We start from the raw sequence: 21468 nt of genomic DNA on the forward strand, positions 1-21468 counted from the left end.
CCGGTTCGGGCCGCCGCACTCGCCTCATGAAGACCCCAGCGTCCGCTGGGGTGACGGACTTTCCAGGAGACTGACAATGACCAAGGTTCTCGTGCTCTATTACTCGTCCTACGGCCATATCGAGCAGATGGCGGACGCCGTCGCCGAGGGTGCGCGCGCGGGTGGCGCCGAGGTTGACATCCGTCGTGTCGCCGAGACCGCGCCGCAGTCGGTGGTCGAGGCCGCGCATTTCAAGACCGACACCAAGCATGCCGAGATCGAGGGCCCCGACGCGCTCGTGAACTATGACGCGATCATTGTCGGCGCGCCCACCCGCTTCGGCCGGATGCCCGCGCAGATGGCGCAGTTCTGGGATACGACGGGTGCGCAGTGGTTCTCGGGCGCGCTGGTCGGCAAGGTCGGTGGTGCGTTCACTGCAACCGCGAGCCAGCATGGCGGCCAGGAAACGACGTTGTTCTCGATCATCACCAACCTGCTGCATCACGGCATGACGATCGTCGGCCTCGACTATGGCTTCCAGGCGCAGATGGGTGTCGATGCGGTCAAGGGTGGCACGCCCTATGGCGCGTCGACGATCGCCGATGGCGACGGCAGCCGCCAGCCGAGCAAGGACGAGCTCGACGGTGCGCGCTATCAGGGCAAGCGGATCGCCGAGACTGCGGCCAAGCTGGCCGCCTAAACCCGAAGCGCGACGCGGGCGGCAACGCTCGCGTCGCGCTTGCACGCGTCAGCCGATGAGCAGGCGCACGCCCAATGCGGCGAACAGCGCGGGGGGCATGACTGCCGCGCCGACCTTCAAAAAGCGCCAGAACCCGACATCCTCGCCCTCGCGACGGATCGCGGTCAGCCACAGGATTGTCGCCAGCGAGCCGGTGATCGACAGGTTCGGCCCGAGGTCGACGCCGATCAACAGCCCGTCGGTGACGATCTGCGGGACATGCGCCTGGCCGAGCGTGGTGCTCGCGATCAACCCTGCCGGCAGGTTATTCATCAGGTTCGATCCGAAGGCGAGGATCGTGCCGGCGATCCCGGCGGTGGCGGTCGGCGAGGCGGCGGCGCCTTCGGCCAGCCAGCGCGCGAGCATCGCGATGACGCCGGTGCTCGCCAGCGCCTCGACCAGCACGAACAGCCCGGCGACGAGCGGCAGCACCGCCCAGGACACCGACCGCATCGTCTCGACGGGCGACTTGCGACCGCCGATGCAGATCGCTGCGGTGGTCGCGATACCGGCGAGGCAGGTCGGCAGTCCCAGATCATAGCCGCGCGCCGACGCGACGATCAGCAGCACCGCGGTGGCGACGATCCCGCACAGTGCGACGAGGCCGCCGCGGGGAAGCGTCATCGCTTCGACCTCAGTCTCGCAAGTCCCGGAAAGTCGGTCGCGCTCGATCCAGCGGAGCACCAGGAACGTGACGCCGATCGCCATCAGCGAGGGCAGCGCGAACGACGCCATCCATGCGCCCAGCGTCGGCATCTTGCCGCCGTACAGGACGAGATTGGCGGGGTTCGAAATCGGCAGCACAAAGCTGGCGGCGTTGGCGATCAGTGCGCAGGCGAAAAGCATCGGCAGCGGATCCGCCTTCGCCTTTTTCGCCGCGGCATAGACTGCGGGCGTCAGCACGACCGCGGTCGCATCGTTCGACAGGAAGGTGGTCACGACGATGCCGACGCCGAACACGAGCACGAACAGCCGGCTGGTCGACCCCTTGGCCAGTCGTACGGCATGGACAGCGACCCAGTCGAACAACCCCTCGGCCCGCGCGACCTCGGACAGCAGCATCATGCCGATCAGGAAGAGATAGACGTCGCCGCCCTTCAGTACCGCGCGCCAGGCGTCGCTGATCGGGAGCAGGCCGAATACGACGAGCACCACCGCGCCAAGCACCGCCCAGACCGCTTCTGGAAGCTTGAAGGGCCGCGAGATGACGCCGAACGTCGCGATTCCGCAAATTGCCCAGATCGCGAACCGGGCCACCATGTCGGGCTGCGTCACGCGCGCGGTGCTCGGTTGGGGGCGTTGCGTCGCAGGGGGGCGCCGATCGAGTCGGTCGGTCGCATCGTCATTCCGCTCACCAGTCCATGCCGTTCTTGTTGGGGCCACGCTGCGCGCCGTCGATGCCGCGCGAGGGCCAAGCGCCGATCGCGGTGACGTCGCGGCCGAGTGCGGTCGGGGCGTTGCGTTTCAGTCGGGGCGGGCCCGGACGGTCGAACGCGCGGGGGGCGCGGACGAGGATTTCTATGACGTCCTCGCTGCTTGCGATGGACACGGTCAGCCGGTGGAGGCCGTCGGTGGCGTTCTCGATCGTGGCCTCCCACAGACCGGCCGCGTTGCGGGTCATCGGGACAGTAGCGCCGTCATCGAGCCGTACGGATGGCGTGGCGGGGGCGGAGTGGCCGAACACTTTCGCGCGAACGACGACGGTGTCGGTCGGGACATGATCGACGCGGTCCGGATCGGTGAGCAGGCGGCGGTCGGCGGGCGAGGTGATCTGGACGAGCGGCCAGGACTCGTCGATCGCCTGGAAGCGCCAGCTCGGGACGCCGTCGTCGAGCGTCACGATCGAGAAACCGGGCGCGCCCTCCTCGATCTGGCCGGTCGAGCGGGTGGCGCCATAGACGACGCGGCCGTCGTTGAGCAGCTCGTTGTAATGCGTGTGCCCGGTGTCGACGAACGCGACGCGGTGCGCGGCGAACAATCCGGCGATCCCGTCCGGATCGTCGCGGAGGTCGCCGGGATAGGCGTGCATGAAGACGACGCTACGGAGATCGGCGGCGGTCGCGGCGCTCAGTTCGCGTTCGATCCAGCTGCGCTGGTCGGGGGCGATACGGAAATCGGGGCCGCCCTTGCCGGCCGAGACGATGTCGAGGAACAGGCAGCGATACCCGTTGAGCGTGACCACATAGGGGGCGAGCCGGGACGTGATGGCGCGCATCGCGGTCAGGTCGCCGGGCTCGAAATCATGATCGCCCGCCAGCACATGCCAGGGCAGAGTCAGGCCACGCATCGCATCGGCAATCCCGGCATATTGCGCGTCGGTGCCGTGATTGGCGTTGTCGCCCGGCAGGAACGCGAAGTCGACCTTGCCGCTTGCGCTGTCCGGACCGGGATTGCCCAAGTGGTGCTGCGCAATCGCTGCGAGTTCGCGAAAGCGCGACAGTCCTTCGTACCCATCTGCCTCATCGACATGCAGGTCGCCAAAGTGAATCCAGGTAAGGCACCCTGCCATTATAATTGCTTTCAACTCGAGCGTAGCGATCGCTCAAAAGCGAGAAGGTGCCGCAATCGTTCCGTGACATAATGTTCATGATACGAGGCTTAACGAGCTCGTTCAGTTTCGGTTTAACTTATCGGTATCTTTGGAAATTATCCTATCAACTATATTTGGACCGACCTGAAACTTTGCCCACTGCGAAGTCTTTAGCGCTCGACCGACATCGCCCGCCATGATGCGCGCCGGTCGACTGCAACCGACGAGAGGGACCGGCCATGGCAACCATCACAGACAGCAAGGCGGACGCCGACGGGGTTAGCACCGGCCGCGACGACAAAGTGCCGACGCGGACGCTGGATGCACTCAACTTCTTCCTCGCCGATGTTCGCGACGGGCTCGGGCCGTATCTGGCGATCTACCTGATCGCGGTGCGCGGGCCGGCGCATGGCTGGAACGAGGCGACGGTCGGTGCGATCCTGACGATCGCCGGGATCGTCGGGTTGATCTCGCAGACGCCCGCGGGCAGCCTGATCGACCGCGGCAAGAACAAGCCGCGGATCGTGATGATCGCCGCCTTGCTCGTCACGCTGAGCAGCATCTCGCTGCCGATCGTCAGCGGCTTTACCGCGGTGGCCGTCACGCAGTCGATCGCGGCGGTCGCCGGCGCGGTGTTCGCGCCCGCCATCTCGGCGATCACGCTCGGGCTGGTCGGGCCCAAGTTGTTCGCCAAGCGCGTCGGTCGCAACGAGGCGTTCAACCATGCGGGCAACGCGGTGTCGGCGGCGCTGGCGGGCGTGCTGGCGTGGAAGTTCGGGCCGGTCGTGGTGTTCTGGCTGATGGGCGGGCTGACCGTCGCGAGCATCATCACCGCGTCGCGGCTGAAGAACGACGATATCGACAATGCAGTCGCGCGCGGGCTCGACTGCGAACCCGAGGACGGGGACGAGGCCTGCGAGGAACCGAGCGGCTGGAAGACGCTGCTCGAGAACAAGCCGCTGATGATCTTCGCGGTTACTGCCTTTCTGTTCCATCTGGCGAACGCGGCGATGTTGACGTCGGTCAGCCAGTTGCTCGCGCGGACGGTGGGCAAGGATCAGGCGACGTCGCTGACCGCAGCATGCATCGTCGCGGCGCAGCTGGTGATGGTGCCGGTTGCGATCGTCGTCGGGCGCAATACCGATCGCTGGGGAACCAAGCCGCTGTTCCTGGTCGCCTTCGCCTTCCTCGCGGCGCGCGGTGCGCTGTACACCGTCTCGGACAATCCGTGGTGGCTGGTCGGCGTGCAGGCGATGGACGGCGTGGGCGCGGGGATCTTCGGGGCGCTGTTCCCGGTCGTTATCGCGGACCTGACCAAGGGAACCGGGCGGTTCAACGTCAGCCAGGGCGCGGTGGCCAGCGCGCAGGGGCTGGGTGCGGCACTCTCGGCGACGCTGGCGGGCGGGATCATCGTCTGGGCCGGCTATACTGCCAGCTTCCTGACGCTAGCGACGATCGCTGCGCTTGGGTTGGGCCTGTACGTGCTGGCGATGCCGGAAACGAAGGACAAGAAGTAAGGCGATCCGCGCGCAGGCCTGACGAGCGCCAGATCAGGCGACCTCGTCGGGGCCGATCGCGGTGACCAGCGCTGCGATCGTGGGTGACTGAGCGAGCTCCTGCGGGTCGGCGTGCGGGGCAAAGACCAAGCCAATGTCGCGGGTGAAGTCGAAGCCTTCGAGATGCGCGCGGACAACGCCGGGCTCGCCGAAACAATCGGGCATCACCGTGACGCCAAGTCCTGCGCGGACATAGCTGAGCGCCTTGTCGTCGCTGGTGGTGCGCGACGCGAAGACCGGGCGGACGCCGCGCGTGGTGAAGAAGCGGCTGGTCTCGGGCAGCAATTCGCAGTGGCGGCGCACGATCATCGGATCATTGCCGAGCTCCTCCGCGCGGATCACGTCGCGACCCGCGAGCGGGTGCGCGGTGCCGAGCGCGAGGCTGTACCCCTCGGTGAAGAGGCGCTGGCTGGCGTAATCGTCGCCGTCGCGCAGCAGCATCAGCGCCACGTCGATCCGGCCGCGCGCGAGCCGTTCGCGAAGGTCGCGCTCCTTGCCTTCGACGATCTCGATCTGGTTGCCTGCGCCGCGCGACCGATGCTCGCGCAGGAAATCCTCGATCCAGCGGCGCGGCGTCGTCGCCAGCACGCCGAGCCGCAGCGTCTGCTGCGTCGGCGTACCGATCACCTCGCGCTCGGCGGCGGCGAAGGTCGCCTCGATCGTGCGCGCATGCGATACCAGCCGCGCGCCCGCATCGGTCAGCGCAACGCGTCGGTTGGTGCGGTTGAACAGCGGATGGCCCAGCGCGGTTTCGAGCTTGGCGATCCCGACGGAAAGCGTAGGCTGCGACACGTTGCACGCGGCCGCGGCGCGGGAGAAATTGCCGGTGTCGATGACCGACAGAAAATACCGGAGATGATAGCGTTCGATCATAGCTTTTATCTATAGCGTAGATCGCGATCTTTCAATTTTCCAGCGATCGGGGGATCCCGTACACAGCCGGGAAAAGACCGACAGGAGATGATGATGGCAGACCTGAATTTCGCGCTTGGCGAGATGGCCGACACGATCCGCGAGACGACTCGGCGGTTCGCGCTCGACCGGATCGAGCCGATCGCGGCGCGCGTCGATGCGGAGGACAGTTTTCCGCGCGAGCTGTGGCCCGAAATGGGCGCGCTGGGGCTGCACGGCATCACCGTCGAAGAGGCCGATGGCGGCCTGGGGCTCGGCTATCTCGAGCATCTGATCGCGTGCGAGGAGATCAGCCGGTCGTCCGCATCGATCGGGCTGAGCTATGGCGCGCATTCGAACCTGTGCGTCAACCAGATCCGCCGCTGGGGCAATGCTGAGCAGAAGGCGAAATATCTGCCCAAGCTGATCTCCGGCGATCACGTCGGCAGCCTCGCGATGTCGGAAGCGGGCGCAGGGTCGGACGTCGTGTCGATGAAGCTGCGCGCGGACAAGGTCGATGGCGGCTGGCGGCTGAACGGCACCAAGTTCTGGATCACCAACGCGACCTATGCGGATACGCTGGTCGTCTACGCCAAGACGATCCCCGATGCCGGATCGAAGGGCATCACCGCATTCCTGATCGAAAAGGACTTTGCCGGCTTCTCGATCGGGCAGAAGATCGACAAGCTCGGCATGCGGGGGTCGCCGACCGCCGAGCTGGTGTTCGACGATTGCTTCGTGTCGGACGCGCAGGTGATGGGGCCACTTCACGGCGGCGTCGGTGTGCTGATGTCGGGGCTGGATTACGAGCGCGTGGTGCTGTCGGGTATCCAGCTGGGGATCATGCAGGCCTGTCTCGACGTCGTGCTGCCCTATGTTCGCGAGCGCAAGCAGTTCGGCCGGCCGATCGGCGAGTTCCAGCTGATGCAGGCGAAGGTCGCGGACATGTATGTCGCGCTCAATTCGTCGCGCGCCTATGTCTATGCGGTCGCCAAAGCCTGCGATGCGGGCCAGACGACTCGGTTCGACGCGGCCGGGTGCATCCTGCTGGCGTCCGAGAACGCGGTGAAGGTCGCCAACGAGGCGATCCAGGCGCTGGGCGGCGCCGGCTATACCAAGGACTGGCCGGTCGAGCGCTATTGGCGCGACGCCAAGCTGCTCGATATCGGTGCGGGGACGAACGAGGTCCGGCGGATGCTGGTCGGGCGCGAGCTGATCGGCCACGATGCGCCGAAGGCCCAGTAATGCCGACGCTCACGACCCAGGCCGATGCGACGTCCGAGGGGTTCAGCGCGAACGCCGCGCATAACCGGGCGCTGGCGGAGTCGCTGCGCGCGACCGTCGCGACGACCGCACTCGGCGGGTCGGAGCAGCATCGGGCGCGCCATGTTTCGCGGGGCAAGCTGTTGCCGCGCGACCGGGTCGAGCGGTTGCTCGATCCGGGATCGCCGTTCCTCGAGATCGGCGCGCTCGCCTCGAACGGCATGTACCTGGACAAGGACGGGCAGGGCGGCGCGCCCGGCGCGGGGATGATCGCAGGGATCGGCCGCGTGTCGGGACGCGAGTGCATGATCGTCGCGAACGATCCCACCGTGAAGGGGGGCGCCTATTTCCCGATGACCGTGAAGAAGCATCTGCGCGCGCAGGAGATCGCGCGCGAGAACCGGCTCCCCTGCATCTATCTGGTCGACAGCGGCGGCGCCAACCTGCCGCATCAGGCGGAGGTGTTTCCCGACCGCGATCATTTCGGCCGCATCTTCTTCAACCAGGCGCAGATGTCCGCCGAGGGGATCGCGCAGATCGCCTGCGTGATGGGCAGCTGCACCGCGGGCGGCGCCTATGTCCCGGCGATGTCGGACGAGAGCGTGATCGTCCGCAACCAGGGCACGATCTTCCTCGCCGGCCCGCCGCTGGTGAAGGCGGCGACGGGCGAGGTGATCTCGGCCGAGGAACTGGGCGGGGCGGACACGCATGGCCGCAAGTCGGGCGTGGTCGATCATGTCGCAGAGAATGACGAGCACGCGCTGCTGATCGTCCGCGATATCGTTGCGACGTTAAACCGACCCAAGTCCGTCGATATCGAGATCGCCGCGCCGCGCGCGCCGAAACTTGATCCGGCGGAGCTGTACGGCATCGTGCCGCAGGACGTCCGCGCGCCCTATGACGTGCGCGAGGTGATCGGGCGGATCGTCGACGGGTCCGAGTTTCACGAGTTCAAGGCGCTGTACGGCACGACGCTGGTCTGCGGCTTTGCGCGGATCTGGGGGATGCCCGTCGCGATCCTCGCCAATAACGGCGTGCTGTTCTCCGAATCGGCACTGAAGGGCGCGCATTTCATCGAACTGGCGTGCCAGCGCCGCGTGCCGCTGCTGTTCCTCCAGAACATCTCGGGCTTCATGGTCGGCGGCAAATACGAGGCCGAGGGGATCGCTAAGAACGGCGCCAAGCTGGTGACCGCGGTGGCGACCGCATCGGTGCCCAAGATCACCGTGTTGATCGGCGGCAGCTTCGGGGCGGGCAATTACGGCATGTGCGGCCGGGCCTATTCGCCGCGCTTCCTGTTCACCTGGCCCAATGCGCGGATCTCGGTGATGGGCGGCGAGCAGGCGGCGAGTGTGCTGGCGACCGTCCACCGCGACGCCGATCGCTGGACGCCGGAAGAGGCCGAAGCCTTCAAGGCGCCGGTCCGCCAGAAATACGAGGACGAGGGCAATCCTTATTACGCGACCGCGCGGCTGTGGGACGACGGGATCATCGACCCGGCGCAGACGCGCGACGTCCTGGGCCTCGCTTTTGCCGCCACGCTGAACGCGCCGATCCCCGAGCGCGCGCAGTTCGGCCTGTTCCGGATGTGAGCGGCATGGACCTGACCATCGACGGCGCGACGATCCCCGACGAAGCCGCCTTCCATGCGCTGATCCGCGAGGCATCGGGCGTGGACTGGTATGGCGGCAGCCTCGATGCGCTGTTCGACCTGCTCGTCGCGGTCGTCGCGCCGCCGATCCGCCTGCACATCGTCAACGCCGCGGCGGCGCGCGCGACGATCGGCGCGCGGTTCGATCGCATCGTCACCGTCATCATGGACGCGGTCGCCGAACGCGGCCCCGCCGCCGTCGCGCTGCGCCTGGAGAGCTAAGCATGATCCAGAGTCTCCTCATCGCCAATCGCGGCGAGATCGCCCGTCGCATCATCCGTACCGCGCGGCGGCTGGGCATCCGCACGATCGCAGTCCATTCCGACGTCGATGCCGGCATGCCGTTCGTCCGCGAGGCCGACGAGGCGGTGTGTATCGGCACCGCGCCCGCGACCGACAGCTATCTGCGGCACGATCGCCTGCTGGAGGCTGCGCGCGCGACCGGCGCGGCGGCGATCCACCCGGGCTATGGCTTCCTGTCGGAAAATGCCGAGTTCGCCGAGCGTGTGATCGACGCCGGGCTCGTCTGGGTCGGTGCGCCGCCCGCCGCGATCCGCGCGATGGGGCTGAAGGATGCCGCCAAGCAACGGATGATCGCCGCGGGCGTGCCGGTCACGCCGGGCTATCTCGGCGCGGACCAGTCGCCCGAGCGGCTTCAGGCGGAGGCCAACGCGATCGGCTATCCGGTGCTGATCAAGGCGGTGGCGGGCGGCGGCGGCAAGGGCATGCGCAAGGTCGATGCGGCGGCCGACTTCGCCGAGATGCTCGAAAGCTGCAAGCGCGAGGCCGCGGCATCGTTCGGCAACACGCAGGTGCTGATCGAGAAATACATCCTCTCGCCGCGCCATATCGAGGTGCAGGTGTTCGGCGACACGCATGGCGGCGCGGTCCATCTGTTCGAGCGCGACTGTTCGCTGCAACGCCGCCACCAGAAGGTGATCGAGGAAGCGCCTGCGCCCGGCATGGACGCGGCGACTCGCGCGGCGGTGTGCGAGGCGGCGGTCAAGGCCGCGCGCGCGGTCGACTATGTCGGCGCGGGGACGATCGAGTTCATCGCCGACGGATCGGAGGGCCTGCGCGCCGACCGCATTTGGTTCATGGAGATGAACACGCGGCTGCAGGTCGAGCATCCGGTGACCGAGGCGATCACGGGGCAGGACCTGGTCGAATGGCAGCTGCGCGTCGCGTCGGGCGAGCGGCTGCCGTGCGCGCAGGAGGCGCTGTCGATCACGGGCTGGGCGATGGAGGCGCGGCTCTATGCCGAGAATCCGAGCACCGGGTTCCTGCCCTCGACCGGGCCGCTCGACCGGCTGCGCTTTCCCGCTGGCGTCCGTATCGACAGCGGCGTCGAGGAGGGCGGTGAGGTCACGCCGTATTACGATCCGATGATCGCCAAGCTGATCGTCCACGGCGCGACGCGGAGCGAGGCCGCGGGCAAGCTGGCGGCGGCGGCACGCGGGACGCAGGTCTGGCCGGTCAGGACCAACGCCGCGTTCCTGGCGCGTGCCGCCGCGCATCCGGACTTCGTCGCGGGGCGCGTGGATACCGGGTTCATCGAACGCCATGCCGAGACGCTGATCCCACCGGCCGAGCCTTCGCCGGCCGTGCTCGCGGCGGCGGCGGCGGCGATCCTGCCGGATGTGGCGGGCGATCCGTGGACAAGCCTGCGCGGGTTCCGCGCCAACGCCGAGGCGTCGCGCCGGATCGAGGTCGAGGTTGCAGGCAAGCCGTATCTCGTCACCGATCAGCCGGGGTCGGCAGCGGTCGTCGCGGACGGCGTGCTGTTCCTCGACGGCGAGGCCTGGCTGTTCTGTCCCCGCCGCGCCGACCATATCGCCGGCGCAGGCGAAAGCGACGGCGCGATCCTGGCACCGATGCCGGGCCGGGTGATCGCGGTGCTCGTCGAAGCCGGGCAGGCGGTCGCCAAGGGCCAGCGGATGCTGGTGCTGGAGGCGATGAAGATGGAACAGGCGCTGCTGGCGCCGTTCGACGGCGTCGTCGCGGCGCTCAAGGCGAGCGAAGGCGCTCAAGTCGCCGAGGGCACGATGCTGGCGCGGATCGAGAAGCCCGCGGCGATCGACGTGCCGGCGACGACCGACAGGGAGAGCGAATGATGGCCGGGCGTTTCTATGACGACTGGACGGTCGGCGACACGATCGTCCACGAGATCCGCCGTACCGTGACCGAGACGGACAATCTGCTGTTCACGGTGATGACGCACAATCCGCAGCCGCTGCATCTCGACGCCGAGGCGGCGCGCGCGAGCGAGTTCGGGCAGATCCTGGTCAACGGCACCTTCACCTTCGCGCTGATGGTCGGGCTGTCGGTCGGCGACACCACGCTCGGGACGCTGGTCGCCAATCTGGGCTACGACAAGCTCGTGATGCCCAAGCCCGTGTTCATCGGCGACACGCTGCGCGCCGAGACCGAGGTCCACGCGCTCAAGGAAAGCCGGTCGAGACCCGATGCGGGGATCGTCACCTTCGCGCACCGCCTGCACAACCAGCGCGACGAGATCGTGTGCCAGTGCCTGCGCAGCGCGCTGATCAAGCGATCGGCGGCATGAGGCTGCGATCGCTGTTGTTCGTGCCGGGCGACCGACCCGAACGGTTCGACAAGGCCGCCGCCAGCGGCGCGGACGCGCTGATCCTCGACCTGGAGGATTCGGTGGCGGCGTCCGCCAAGGATAGCGCCCGGGCGGCGGTCGCGGCACGCTTGCGGGCAGCGCGCGGCGACGTCGCGGTGTTCGTGCGGATCAACCCGCTTGATACCGATCTGAGTGTGGCAGACCTTGCCGCGCTGCACGGCCTAACACCCGACGCGATCTTGCTGCCAAAGGCGGAAGGCGCGGCGAGCGTCCGCCTGCTCGCCGATCGGCTGGCGGCGGCGGGGATCGACTCGCCGATCCTGCCGATCGCGACCGAGACGCCGGCTGCGATCTTCCAGCTCGGCAGCTATGCCTGGGCGGGCGTGCGGCTTGCCGGACTGACCTGGGGGGCGGAGGATCTGCCCGCCGCGATCGGCGCGGCGACGTCGCGCGAGGACGATGGCCGCTATACCCCGCCCTATGAGATGGTGCGTTCGCTGGCGCTGTTCGGCGCGCATGCCGCCGGGGTGCCGGCGATCGAGACGGTCTATCCGGCGTTTCGCGATGACGTCGGGCTGGCGGCCTATGCGCGGCGTGCGGCGCGCGATGGCTTTACGGGGATGATGGCGATCCACCCGGTGCAGGTCGCGACGATCAACGCCGCGTTCACGCCCGACGCCGCGCAGGTCGCGCACGCGCGCGCGATCGTCGCCGCCTTCGCCGCCCAGCCGGACGCGGGCGCGTTGCAGGTCGACGGCAGGATGGTGGACGCCCCGCATCTGAAACAGGCGCGCGCGATACTGGACCGGGCCGGCGAGGCACCGTGATTACGGCCGTCGCCTGCCGATAGCAGAATGGTACGACGTCTGAAGGCTGGTCGCACACGCTGTTCAGATGATGAAGAAAATCAACGCACTAAGGGGGGCAGGCAGACTCTGCACCATCATGAAAACCCGCTGGTTTCGATGATGGTGACCCCTACGGGAATCGAACCCGTGCTTCAGCCGTGAAAGGGCCGCGTCCTAACCGCTAGACGAAGGGGCCTGCGTGGTGGAGGCCGACTAAGGGGAAGGGGGCGGTGCGTCAAGCGTTTCGGTACAAGAATTTAGTCGGCCCATGCCGCATCCTCGACATGAAGTTCGGCCGAGGGGCGCGAGGACCAGTCGTCGATCTTCGCGCGGCCGGCGAGCCAGAGCTTTCGGTGCGGCGCGGCACCCAGCAGCGCCTGGCCGAGCGGGGTTTCGGCCGCGCGGAACGCCATCGCCTTGATGCTGCGGCCATCGTCACCCGCGACGATCGTGCGGACATGGCCGTTGCCGACGATATCCGCTTTGATGACGCGCACCGGCCCCATCGCGACGCGCGGCGCGGGCCAGCCCATGCCGTAGGGGCCGCCCGCTTCCATCGATTCGACGAGCCCGGGGTTGACCCCGCCCGCCGCCAGCACCGCGTCGAGCAGGAGCGCGCGGTCGCCGTTGGAGCGCTCCACCGCGTCGGCGAGCCGCTCTTCGAGGAAGTCGGTGAAGGCGGGGATGGCGGCCTCCGCGATCGTCAGGCCGGCGGCCATCGCATGGCCCCCGCCCGCGACGAGCAGGCCGTGCTCGCGCGCGGCCATTACCGCCGCGCCGAGGTCGACCCCGGGGATCGAGCGGCCCGAGCCCTTGCCGATGCCGTTCTCGTCGATCGCGATGACGATGGAGGGGCGGCCGAGCTTTTCCTTGAGGCGGCCGGCGACGATGCCGATGACGCCGGGGTGCCAGCCATGGCCGGCGACGACCGCGACCGCGCGGTCGCGGCTGGCGAGCAGGTCTGCGGCCTCCTGCACCGCGGTCTCGATCGCGCGACGCTCCTCGTTGAGGCGGTCGAGTTCGGTGGCGATCTCGTGGGCCTCGTCGGGGTCCTGCGTGGTGAGCAGGCGGACGCCGAGATCGGCGCGTCCGACGCGGCCGCCGGCGTTGATGCGGGGCCCGAGCGCGAAGCCGAGATCGGTGCAGGTCGGGTTGCGCGTCAGGCGCGACGCCTCGATCAGCGCGGCGACGCCGATATTCTTGCGTGCGCCCATGACCTTCAGGCCCTGAGCCACGAACGCGCGGTTGAGCCCGCGGAGTTGTGCCACGTCGGCGACGGTGCCGAGCGCGACGATGTCGAGCAGGTCGATCAGCTTGGGCTCGGCGCGATCCTTGAAGAAGCCGCGGGTGCGCAGTGTGCGGACGAGCGCGGCGGCGGCGAGGAAGCACATGCCGACTGCGGCGAGATGGCCGTGCGCGGCGCCCTCGGTCTCGTCGAGGCGGTTGGGGTTCACGAGCGCGAGCGCGTGCGGCAGCGCGGTCGAGCATTTGTGGTGGTCGATGACGATCACGTCGACCTGCGCGTCGCGGGCTGCGTCGAGCGCGTCGAATGCCTGCGCGCCGCAATCGACCGTGACGATCAGCGAGGCGCCCTCGGCGGCGAGGCGGACGAGCGCTTCGCCCGACGGGCCATAGCCTTCGAGCAGGCGGTCGGGGATGTAGGCGCGCGCCTCGATCCCGAGATCGCGTAAGGTGAGGATCATCAGCGCGGCGGAGGTGGCGCCGTCGACGTCGTAATCGCCGAAGATCGCGACCTGCTCGCCGGCCTGCACCGCGTCGGCGAGGCGCTCTGCAGCGCGGTCCATGTCGCGGAAGATCGACGGGTCGGGCATGAACGCGCGGATCGACGGCGTGCGGTGCGCGTCGAGCGCGTCGCGCGGACAGCCGCGGGCGAGAAGCAGCGTGGTGACGAGATCGTCGCTGGTAAAGCCATCGCGCCCGTCGGCGGCGAGTGCGCGCCAGCGCCAGGGCTGGCCGAGGATGGACGAGGTTACGCCGAGAACTGTCATGGCGTGGAGGTAGTGGCTGCGGGGGGATTGTCGAGCGGGTTGACCGCGATCCTCCCTCTGGCGGGGGAGGTGGTGACGGAGGGAGCGGACACGCAACCGTCGTTCTCCTTTCCTCCCCCTCCGTCAGGCTGCGCCTCGATCCTCCCCCTGGCGGGGGAGGATCGAGGCGGGGGCGTCACTTGATCCAGGGGCGCTCGCGGAACCACTTGGTCACGATGTACTTCACGCCCTCCATGACCGGCATGCCCTCGTGCAGCGTCAGGCCGTTGGGGGTGCCGTCGGGGTTCATGTTGTTCCACGCGAGCAGCATGCCGCGCTTCGGGGCGATCTTGATGCCTGCTTGCGGGAACCAGGTCGCGCCGCCTTCGGGGACGTCGTTGAGGAACACCATCGCGGTCCAGGTGCGCTGGCCGCCTTGCTCCTGCATCTTGGCCCAATAGCTTTCGGATTCGTGGAAATAATCGTGGTGCGCGCGGAATTGTTGACCGGGGGCGTAGCGCTGGCCCTGCATCGTCTCGCCGTGGAGCAGGTCGATCCCGAGCAAGGTCGCGATCGCCTCGTCGGTCGGCTGCACCTCGGGGGACCAGCGATCCATGTCGCAGCTCTCCGATGTGCGGAAGCTGCTGTTGGGGCGGTCCGAGAGCAAGGTCGACGGCCGCCGCTTGGCATCGATCATCGCGATCAGCTGCTTGCAGGTCTTGGGGTCGAGGAAGTCTGGTTGGTAATAGAATTGGACCGTCGCCATCGCGATGCGCTGCACCGCCGGGTTGGCGTCGAGCCGGGCGGCGACCTGCGATCCGGCGGCCTGGCGGAGTGCCATGGCCGGATCGGCTTTCTTGGCTTTTGAAAAGATACCCACGTCGCAGGATTTGGCGAACTGGGCCCGAAACGCAAGAGCCCCGCGGCGAGTGTATCGCCGCGAGGCTCTCCCCTGTTACTGCGTGACGGGCAGGCGACGCCTACCAGAAGATGTCGTACACTGTGTCGACCACGCGGCCGCTGTCGAGATCGACCAGCAACGCGTCGTTGTAATAGCGCACCCAGCGATACGGGCCGTACGCCTCGGGCAGGCGATAGGTGTACGGGTCCTGGATCCAGTAATTCTGGTTGTACAGGATCCGGTTCAACGAAAAGCCGACCCCGAAGCGGCGATAGCCCGACCCCCAGCCGCTCGGCGCATAGTAGCGCGGGAGGCGATAGGCGCCGCGGTTCGACGCGCGGTAGTTGCTCCACGCATAGCGGTTGTCGGTGCGCCAGCCGCGGTTCCACGCGCCGCCCTGGTTGTAGCGGCGCTGGTCGTAGCCGCCCCGGTCATAGCCACCGCGGCCATAGCCCTGGACGTTGCCATAGGCGCGGTTGGGCTGCCGGTTCTGGTAGCCGTCGCGGCCCCGTCCGTCCCATCCGTTGCCGCGCGGATCCGGACGGTCGCCGTCGCGATCGAACCGGCCGCGATCCGCCTGCTGGTCGCCACGATCGAAACCGGGGCGGCCTGAGTCGGGGCGATCGAAACCCGGGCGATCGGGGCCGGGGCGGCCCGGGCCGCGGTTCCAGTCGCCGCGCGGCTGGCCTGCCTGCTGATCGGGGCGCGTCTGGCCGTTCCGACCCTGACGGTCGCCGCGCTGGCCGTTCCAGTCGGGACGGCCGCGGCCATCGGGGCCGCCGCTGCGGACTTGCGGCTGCGTACCGAGATCGGCGCGTTGCGGGCGCAGGCCTTCGTTGGGCGCAACGGGACGGTCCGGGCGTTGCTGCTGAAAGGTTTGGCCGTCCGGTCGCGGTCCGCGATCGGGGCGCTGGCCGCGATCCTGACGCGGACCATCGTTGCCGCCGCGGTCACCGCGCTCACCGCGGTCTTGGTCGATTTGCTGCGCGGTGGCGGCGGTCGCCATCGTGGTTGCCGGCACCAATGCCGACGCTGCCATCAAGAGTTTGAGAAACTTCCCCGTCATCGCCGTCGTCCTCGACTGCCGGCGCACGAGCCGGCTCCTATGATGGAGCCTGTCTAGGCGAAGCGGTGTGTGGGAAGGCTGAATGGAATCGTCAGCGATCAGACAGGTTTGGTCGGGATACCTGGCACCCGTTCGAAATTATCCACCCCGGCGAAGGCCGGGGTCGAATTGGGGATGATAGGTAACGAAGCGCGCGATTCATTACTGCGGACGTTCCAATTGGGCCCCGGCCTTCGCCGGGGGGGTAAGGCGGTGGAGGCGCCGGGTACGCTGGTGGCAGTCGGGTGTGGTACACAGCGCAACGCGTCGGATCGCTCCTCCTTGCCCGCGAAGGCGGGAGCCCAGACTGGACTCCCGCCTTCGCGGGAGAACATGCCTGGTTCTGAGCGGCGTGCGCTACCGTGCCGGCGGCGGCACCAGTGCTGGGACCAGTCGTGCGGAGTCCGCGGGATCTATTCCCGGCCGGGGCCCCGCGGGGATGACTTCCTCCCCACGCATCGCCCGCCCGGCACGCTGGATCGCCTCGACCACGCGCGGATACACGCCGCACCGGCACAAATTGGTAATCTGCGCACGGATCAGATCCTCACTCGGGTCGGAATTCCGTGCCAGCAACGCTGCGGCTGCCATGACCATGCCGGGGATGCAGAACCCGCATTGCGGGACGGCCTCCGCGATGAAGGCGAGCTGCACCGGATGATTGCGCTCGCGCGACAGTCCTTCGATCGTCGTGACGTAGGTCCCTTCGATCGAGCCGATCGGGACTCGGCAACTGCGCACCGCTCGCCCGTCGATATCGACCGTGCACGCGCCGCACTGCCCGGTGCCGCAGCCATATTTGGTGCCAGTCAGGTTCGATGCGTCCCGCAGCGCCCATAACAGGGGCGTGTCGGGATCGAGCTTATAGTCGATCGGTTCGTCGTTGACGGTAAGGCGGCTCATGGCGGCCGTCCTAGCCCGCGGGGCGGGATCGCACCACGCGGCATTGCCACGCGTCGCCACCCCGGCTTATGTCGCGCGCAAATACCGCGAGAGGGCGCTACACGATGCACGTCGATACCAAATCCACCGCAGCAGCCGGGGGCGATGCCAGCCACGGCTATGACGCGCCCGACCTGCGCGTGTTCGTGTTCGCGCTGTTCTTCATCTTCGGCGGCATCACCTCGCTGAACGACATCATCATTCCCAAGATGAAGGAGCTGTTCACGCTCGACCATGCGACCGCGATGCTGGTCCAGTCGGCGTTCTTCCTCGCCTATGCGCTGTTCTCGATCCCCGCCGCGGCGATCGTGCGCAAGGCCGGCTATATGCGGACCGCGTCGATCGGCCTCGTGACGATGACTGCGGGCTGCCTGTTGTTCATTCCCGCCGCCGGGCAGGCGAGCTTCGGCATGTTCTTGTTCGCGCTGTTCGTGCTCGGCGCAGGGATCACCGTGGTGCAGGTGGTCGCGAACCCGCTGATCTCCGCGCTCGGCCATCCCAAGTCCGCTTCGAGCCGGCTGACGTTCGCGCAGGCGTTCAACTCGCTCGGCACGACGATCTTCCCATATGTCGGCTCTGCGCTGATCCTCGGCGGGCTGGCCACGGTCGACTCGTCCAAGCTCACCGGCGCCGCGCTCGACGCGTATCGCAGCGAATCGTCGAGCACGGTGGTGCACACTTATATCGGCCTCGCGATCGCGCTGCTGATCGTCGCGGCGGTCGTGTGGACGAGGCGCAACCGGCTCAACGAGGAGCAGGACCAGACCGGCAGCATCTTCCACGCGTTCACGCTGCTCAAGCGCCCGCGGTTCGCGATGGGGGCGGCGTGCATCTTCCTGTACGTCGGTGCCGAGGTCGCGGTCGGCTCGCTGATCGTGAACTATCTGATGCAGCCGAGCGTCATGGGCCTGAGCGACGTCGCGGCGGGCAAGCACGTGCCGTTCTACTGGGGCGGCGCGCTCGTCGGCCGGTTCATCGGCGCGTATATCCTCAACAAGGTTTCGCCGGGCAAGGTGCTCGCGGGCGTCGCGACGGGGACGCTGGCGCTGATCCTGATCTCGGCGAACACCGAGGGCGCGATCTCGGGCTGGGCGCTGCTCGCGATCGGGTTAATGAATGCGGTGATGTTCCCGACGATCTTTTCGCTGGCGTCCGAAGGTCTTGGCAAGCGCGCGGCCGAAGGGTCGGGCGTGATCGCCACGGCGATCGTCGGTGGTGCTATCATCCCGTATCTGACGGGCATGCTGGCGGACACGTCGGGCAGCCTGCACTTTGCGCTGCTGCTTCCGGCGATCTGCTATGCGCTTATCCTGGCCTATGGGTTGTATGCGCGGAAGCCGGTGGTCGCGGTCGCCTGAACCCATTCGTCATCCAGGGCTCGACCCAGGATCCAGAGCCACGGCGGATGACGCTCTTGGCTCTGGATCCTGACTTTCGTCAGGATGACGGACGCGGAAGGGTCGGTGCCGCGCGGCCGGTCGCGAGATCGGCGTCTGAGAAGCGGATCGGTGTGCGGAGCCCGGGCACGCTTGACCCATCCGGACGCTCCGGATCTATCCGCATCCCTCGCGCAATCACTTGCGGATCGTCGAACGCCTGCGCGACGGTGTTGATCGGCCCGGCGGGCACGCCGACCGCCTCGAACCGCGCGAGCAGCGCGAGCTTCGGCACCTGCGAGGTCGCTGCCTCGATCCCCGCGAACAAGATGTCCTTGAAGGCGAGGCGCCCGGCATTGGTCGCGAACCGCGGATCGTCGCGCATCGCGGGCAGGTCCATCGCATCGCAGAAGCGGCGGAACTGGCCGTCATTGCCGACCGCGAGGATGAACCACCCGTCACTGGTCGGGAAGACGGCGTAGGGGCACACGTTCATGTGCGCGTTGCCGACGCGGGTCGGCGAGACGCCGCTGGCGAACCAGTTCATCGCCTGGTTGGCGAGCACCCCGGTCATCGTGTCGAGCAGCGCCATGTCGATCTGCTGTCCGCGGCCGGTGCGTTCGCGCATCGCAAGTGCGGCCTGGATCGCGATGACGGAATACAGCCCCGTCATGATGTCGGCGAAGGCGACGCCGATCTTCTGCGGCGCGCCTTCGGGCTCGCCGGTAAGGTCCATGATTCCGCTCATCCCCTGGACGATGAAGTCGTAGCCGGCGCGGGGGGCATAGGGGCCGTCCTGGCCGAATCCGGTAATCGAGCAATAGACGAGCCGCGGGTTGAGCGCGGTGAGGCTGGCGTAGTCGAGCCCGTATTTGGCGAGCCCGCCGACCTTGAAATTCTCGATGACGACGTCGGCGTCGGCGATCAGGTCGCGGACGATCGCCTGGCCTTCGGGGGTGGTGAAGTCGGCGACGACGGAGCGCTTGCCCCGGTTGGCGGCGTGGAAATAGGCGGCGTCGCGGGTGCCGTCGGGGTTGTCGATGAAGGGCGGGCCCCAGCTGCGCGTGTCGTCGCCGGCGGGGCTCTCGATCTTGACGACGTCGGCGCCGAGATCGGCGAGCACCTGCCCCGCCCACGGGCCGGCTAGGATGCGGGCGAGTTCGACGACTTTCAGCCCGGCGAGGGGGGTGTCCTTCAACTATGTTCTCCCGCGAAGGCGGGAGCCCAGACTGGGTCCCCGCCTTCGCGGGGACACATGGGGGAGGGGGCCGTTCTCAAAACGCCGCGATACCTGTGATCGCGCGGCCGAGGATCAGCGCGTGGACGTCGTGCGCGCCCTCGTACGTGTTGACCGTCTCGAGGTTCATCAGGTGGCGCATCACCTGATACTCGCCCGAAATGCCGTTGCCGCCGTGCATGTCGCGGCTCATCCGCGCGATATCGAGCGCCTTGCCGACATTGTTGCGTTTCACGATCGAGACCATTTCCGGCGCGAACCGGCCCTCGTCCATCAGCCGCCCGACACGGAGCGAAGCCTGCAACCCGAGCGCGATCTCAGTCTCCATGTCTGCCAGCTTCTTCTGGAACAGCTGGCGTCCGGCGAGCGGCGTGCCGAACTGGTTACGATCGAGCCCGTACTGCCGCGCGGCATGGAAACAGAATTCGGCGGCGCCGAGGGCGCCCCACGAGATCCCGTAGCGCGCACGATTGAGACAGCCGAACGGCCCCTTCAGCCCCTGCACGTCGGGGAGCAGCGCGTCCTCGCCGACCTCGACCTCGTCCATCATCACCATGCCGGTGATCGACGCGCGCAATGACAGCTTGCCCTCGATCTTCGGCGTCTCCAGCCCCTTCATGCCGCGTTCGAGGATGAAGCCGCGGATGCCGCCGCCATGCTCGTCGGACTTCGCCCAGATCACGAACACGTCGGCGATCGGCGAGTTCGAAATCCACGTCTTGGCGCCCGAGATGAGATAGCCATTGGCCGTCTTCTTCGCGCGCGTCGTCATGCCACCCGGATCGGAGCCTGCATCGGGCTCGGTCAGCCCGAAACAGCCGATCCACTCGCCGGTCGCGAGCTTGGGCAGGTATTTCTTCTTTTGCGCCTCGGAGCCGAACGCGTTGATCGGGTACATAACGAGGCTCGACTGCACCGACATCATCGAGCGATAGCCTGAGTCGATCCGCTCCACCTCGCGCGCGACCAGACCATAGGCGACGTAGGAGGCACCAACGCCGCCATATTCCTCGGGGATCGTCGGCCCGAGCAACCCGAGCGCGCCCATTTCACGGAAAATCGCGGGATCGGTATGCTCGTGCTGGAACGCGTCGATGATCCGCGGCGCGAGCTTGTCGTCAGCATACGCCTTCGCGCTGTCGCGGATCATCCGCTCGTCCTCGCTCAACTGATCGTCGAGCAGGAACGGATCTGCCCAGTCGAACTTGCCCATCCCGGCCATCGTCATCTCCTTCGTTGACCGCCGACTTCGTGGTTCGACGGTCGAAAGTCCACCCCCCACGGCGAGCGCGTGGGCGGTTTACGTATCGATCAGCGTAAGTATCGCGAGGGTCACATGCTGCCGGCCGTCGATTGACTCGACGCGGTCGATCGCCAGATCCGCGACGATATGCCCGCGTATCGCGAACTCCGCATCGGGGAGCGAATCGATCCAGTCTCGAAGACCGGGTACGGGATCGGCGGCGATCGTCAGCTGGTGCTGCGTGCCGACGAACGTCGCGCTCGCCCATGGCGTGCACGCGATCGTGGCGATGTGCATCGTCACGCCAGCCGCTAGCGCGTTGTTTCGAAGTGCGCGGATCAACAGCGTGCCGGCGTCGGGGCCGCGGAGCGCGTCCATCCTCATGCTCCGGTGCCTTCGATGAACGATTCGATCCGCGCCACCATCGGCGCGCGCGCCTGGCGGCCGCGGCGCAGGTCGTGGACGAGTCGCGGATCGCCCACCGACAGCCGTCCGAACTTGGTCATCGGCATACCTGTCTGCCGTAGATATCGATCGATCTTCACCAGAATCGTCACGGTCGCTCCTCCCGAGTCTTGTACCTCGCGTTCCTGATCTGTTCCCGCAAATCCTACTTGTCTAGGAAATTTCCT

At 67.6% G+C, this 21468-nt stretch carries 20 protein-coding genes and 1 tRNA gene; 9 read left to right on the plus strand and 12 right to left on the minus strand.

What is annotated here, in order from left to right; translation table 11 throughout:
• The first annotated feature begins 76 nt into the window (after positions 1-76).
• On the plus strand, positions 77-679 hold the full coding sequence (gene wrbA / locus EV283_RS15400) for an NAD(P)H:quinone oxidoreductase (protein WP_056416931.1): 603 nt from the start codon (positions 77-79) through the stop codon (positions 677-679).
• A gap of 48 nt (positions 680-727) precedes the next feature.
• Here the strand turns inward: wrbA and EV283_RS15405 are convergent, their stop codons facing one another.
• Entirely contained in the window at positions 728-1978 is a 1251-nt protein-coding gene (locus EV283_RS15405; RefSeq protein WP_130326990.1) for an arsenic transporter, read from the minus strand.
• A 91-nt stretch (positions 1979-2069) separates the two neighbouring features.
• Positions 2070-3227, minus strand: coding sequence for a metallophosphoesterase (locus EV283_RS15410; protein WP_130326783.1), 1158 nt, complete (start codon positions 3225-3227; stop codon positions 2070-2072).
• Between the two features lie 260 nt (positions 3228-3487).
• On the opposite strand from EV283_RS15410, the gene EV283_RS15415 reads away from it, so the two are divergent.
• The gene (locus EV283_RS15415; protein ID WP_130326785.1) at positions 3488-4765 is read left to right on the plus strand and encodes an MFS transporter; all 1278 of its coding nucleotides are present in this window, start codon (positions 3488-3490) and stop codon (positions 4763-4765) included.
• Between the two features lie 33 nt (positions 4766-4798).
• Here the strand turns inward: EV283_RS15415 and EV283_RS15420 are convergent, their stop codons facing one another.
• Positions 4799-5677 carry a LysR family transcriptional regulator gene (locus tag EV283_RS15420; RefSeq protein ID WP_130326787.1) on the minus strand — a complete coding sequence of 293 codons (879 nt, stop codon included), beginning with the start codon at positions 5675-5677 and terminating at the stop codon, positions 4799-4801.
• A gap of 90 nt (positions 5678-5767) precedes the next feature.
• Here EV283_RS15420 and EV283_RS15425 point away from each other — a divergent pair, with 90 nt between their 5' ends.
• From EV283_RS15425 to EV283_RS15450, 6 genes are read left to right on the plus strand one after another with little or no spacing between them, the layout of a single operon-like run.
• Positions 5768-6940, plus strand: coding sequence for an acyl-CoA dehydrogenase family protein (locus EV283_RS15425; protein ID WP_130326991.1), 1173 nt, complete (start codon positions 5768-5770; stop codon positions 6938-6940).
• On the plus strand, positions 6940-8550 hold the full coding sequence (locus EV283_RS15430) for a carboxyl transferase domain-containing protein (RefSeq protein ID WP_130326789.1): 1611 nt from the start codon (positions 6940-6942) through the stop codon (positions 8548-8550). Before EV283_RS15425 ends, EV283_RS15430 begins: the two co-directional genes overlap by 1 nt.
• A 5-nt stretch (positions 8551-8555) precedes the next feature.
• Entirely contained in the window at positions 8556-8831 is a 276-nt protein-coding gene (locus EV283_RS15435) for a barstar family protein (protein WP_130326791.1), read from the plus strand.
• 2 nt (positions 8832-8833) lie between these two features.
• Positions 8834-10723 (plus strand): biotin carboxylase N-terminal domain-containing protein, encoded by a 1890-nt coding sequence (locus EV283_RS15440; RefSeq protein WP_130326793.1) that lies wholly within the window; start codon positions 8834-8836, stop codon positions 10721-10723.
• Complete coding sequence (locus EV283_RS15445) at positions 10723-11175, plus strand: MaoC family dehydratase (protein WP_130326992.1); 453 nt, start codon at positions 10723-10725, stop codon at positions 11173-11175. Before EV283_RS15440 ends, EV283_RS15445 begins: the two co-directional genes overlap by 1 nt.
• Entirely contained in the window at positions 11172-12023 is an 852-nt protein-coding gene (locus EV283_RS15450; RefSeq protein ID WP_130326795.1) for a CoA ester lyase, read from the plus strand. The genes EV283_RS15445 and EV283_RS15450 overlap by 4 nt, the downstream gene beginning before the upstream one ends.
• Before the next feature lie 142 nt (positions 12024-12165).
• Here EV283_RS15450 and EV283_RS15455 read toward each other — a convergent pair.
• The 5 genes from EV283_RS15455 to EV283_RS15475 all read right to left on the minus strand — a co-directional run bounded on the left by EV283_RS15455 (position 12166) and on the right by EV283_RS15475 (position 16941).
• A tRNA-Glu gene (locus EV283_RS15455) sits at positions 12166-12240 on the minus strand.
• Positions 12241-12301: 61 nt separating this feature from the next.
• Complete coding sequence (gene recJ / locus EV283_RS15460) at positions 12302-14053, minus strand: single-stranded-DNA-specific exonuclease RecJ (RefSeq protein WP_130326797.1); 1752 nt, start codon at positions 14051-14053, stop codon at positions 12302-12304.
• Between the two features lie 175 nt (positions 14054-14228).
• Positions 14229-14912 (minus strand): 2OG-Fe(II) oxygenase, encoded by a 684-nt coding sequence (locus EV283_RS15465; protein WP_242615998.1) that lies wholly within the window; start codon positions 14910-14912, stop codon positions 14229-14231.
• Between the two features lie 100 nt (positions 14913-15012).
• Entirely contained in the window at positions 15013-15999 is a 987-nt protein-coding gene (locus EV283_RS15470; protein ID WP_130326801.1) for an RcnB family protein, read from the minus strand.
• A 396-nt stretch (positions 16000-16395) separates the two neighbouring features.
• Positions 16396-16941, minus strand: coding sequence for a (2Fe-2S)-binding protein (locus EV283_RS15475; protein ID WP_130326803.1), 546 nt, complete (start codon positions 16939-16941; stop codon positions 16396-16398).
• Positions 16942-17045: 104 nt separating this feature from the next.
• On the opposite strand from EV283_RS15475, the gene EV283_RS15480 reads away from it, so the two are divergent.
• Positions 17046-18338, plus strand: coding sequence for a sugar MFS transporter (locus EV283_RS15480; RefSeq protein WP_130326805.1), 1293 nt, complete (start codon positions 17046-17048; stop codon positions 18336-18338).
• Between the two features lie 79 nt (positions 18339-18417).
• Here the strand turns inward: EV283_RS15480 and EV283_RS15485 are convergent, their stop codons facing one another.
• The 4 genes from EV283_RS15485 to EV283_RS19200 form a co-directional block, all read right to left on the minus strand.
• Complete coding sequence (locus EV283_RS15485) at positions 18418-19554, minus strand: CaiB/BaiF CoA-transferase family protein (RefSeq protein ID WP_130326807.1); 1137 nt, start codon at positions 19552-19554, stop codon at positions 18418-18420.
• 76 nt (positions 19555-19630) lie between these two features.
• Positions 19631-20815: an acyl-CoA dehydrogenase gene (locus tag EV283_RS15490; RefSeq protein ID WP_130326809.1), complete on the minus strand. Its 1185-nt coding sequence runs from the start codon at positions 20813-20815 to the stop codon at positions 19631-19633.
• Positions 20816-20893: 78 nt separating this feature from the next.
• The gene (locus EV283_RS15495; RefSeq protein ID WP_130326811.1) at positions 20894-21214 is read right to left on the minus strand and encodes a hypothetical protein; all 321 of its coding nucleotides are present in this window, start codon (positions 21212-21214) and stop codon (positions 20894-20896) included.
• 2 nt (positions 21215-21216) lie between these two features.
• A complete protein-coding gene (locus EV283_RS19200; protein ID WP_165391799.1) occupies positions 21217-21393 on the minus strand; it encodes a hypothetical protein in 177 nt (58 codons plus the stop codon).
• Between the last annotated feature and the right edge of the window lie 75 nt (positions 21394-21468).

It is taken from the genome of Sphingomonas sp. BK036 (genome assembly GCF_004216825.1).
Lineage (GTDB): Bacteria > Pseudomonadota > Alphaproteobacteria > Sphingomonadales > Sphingomonadaceae > Sphingomonas.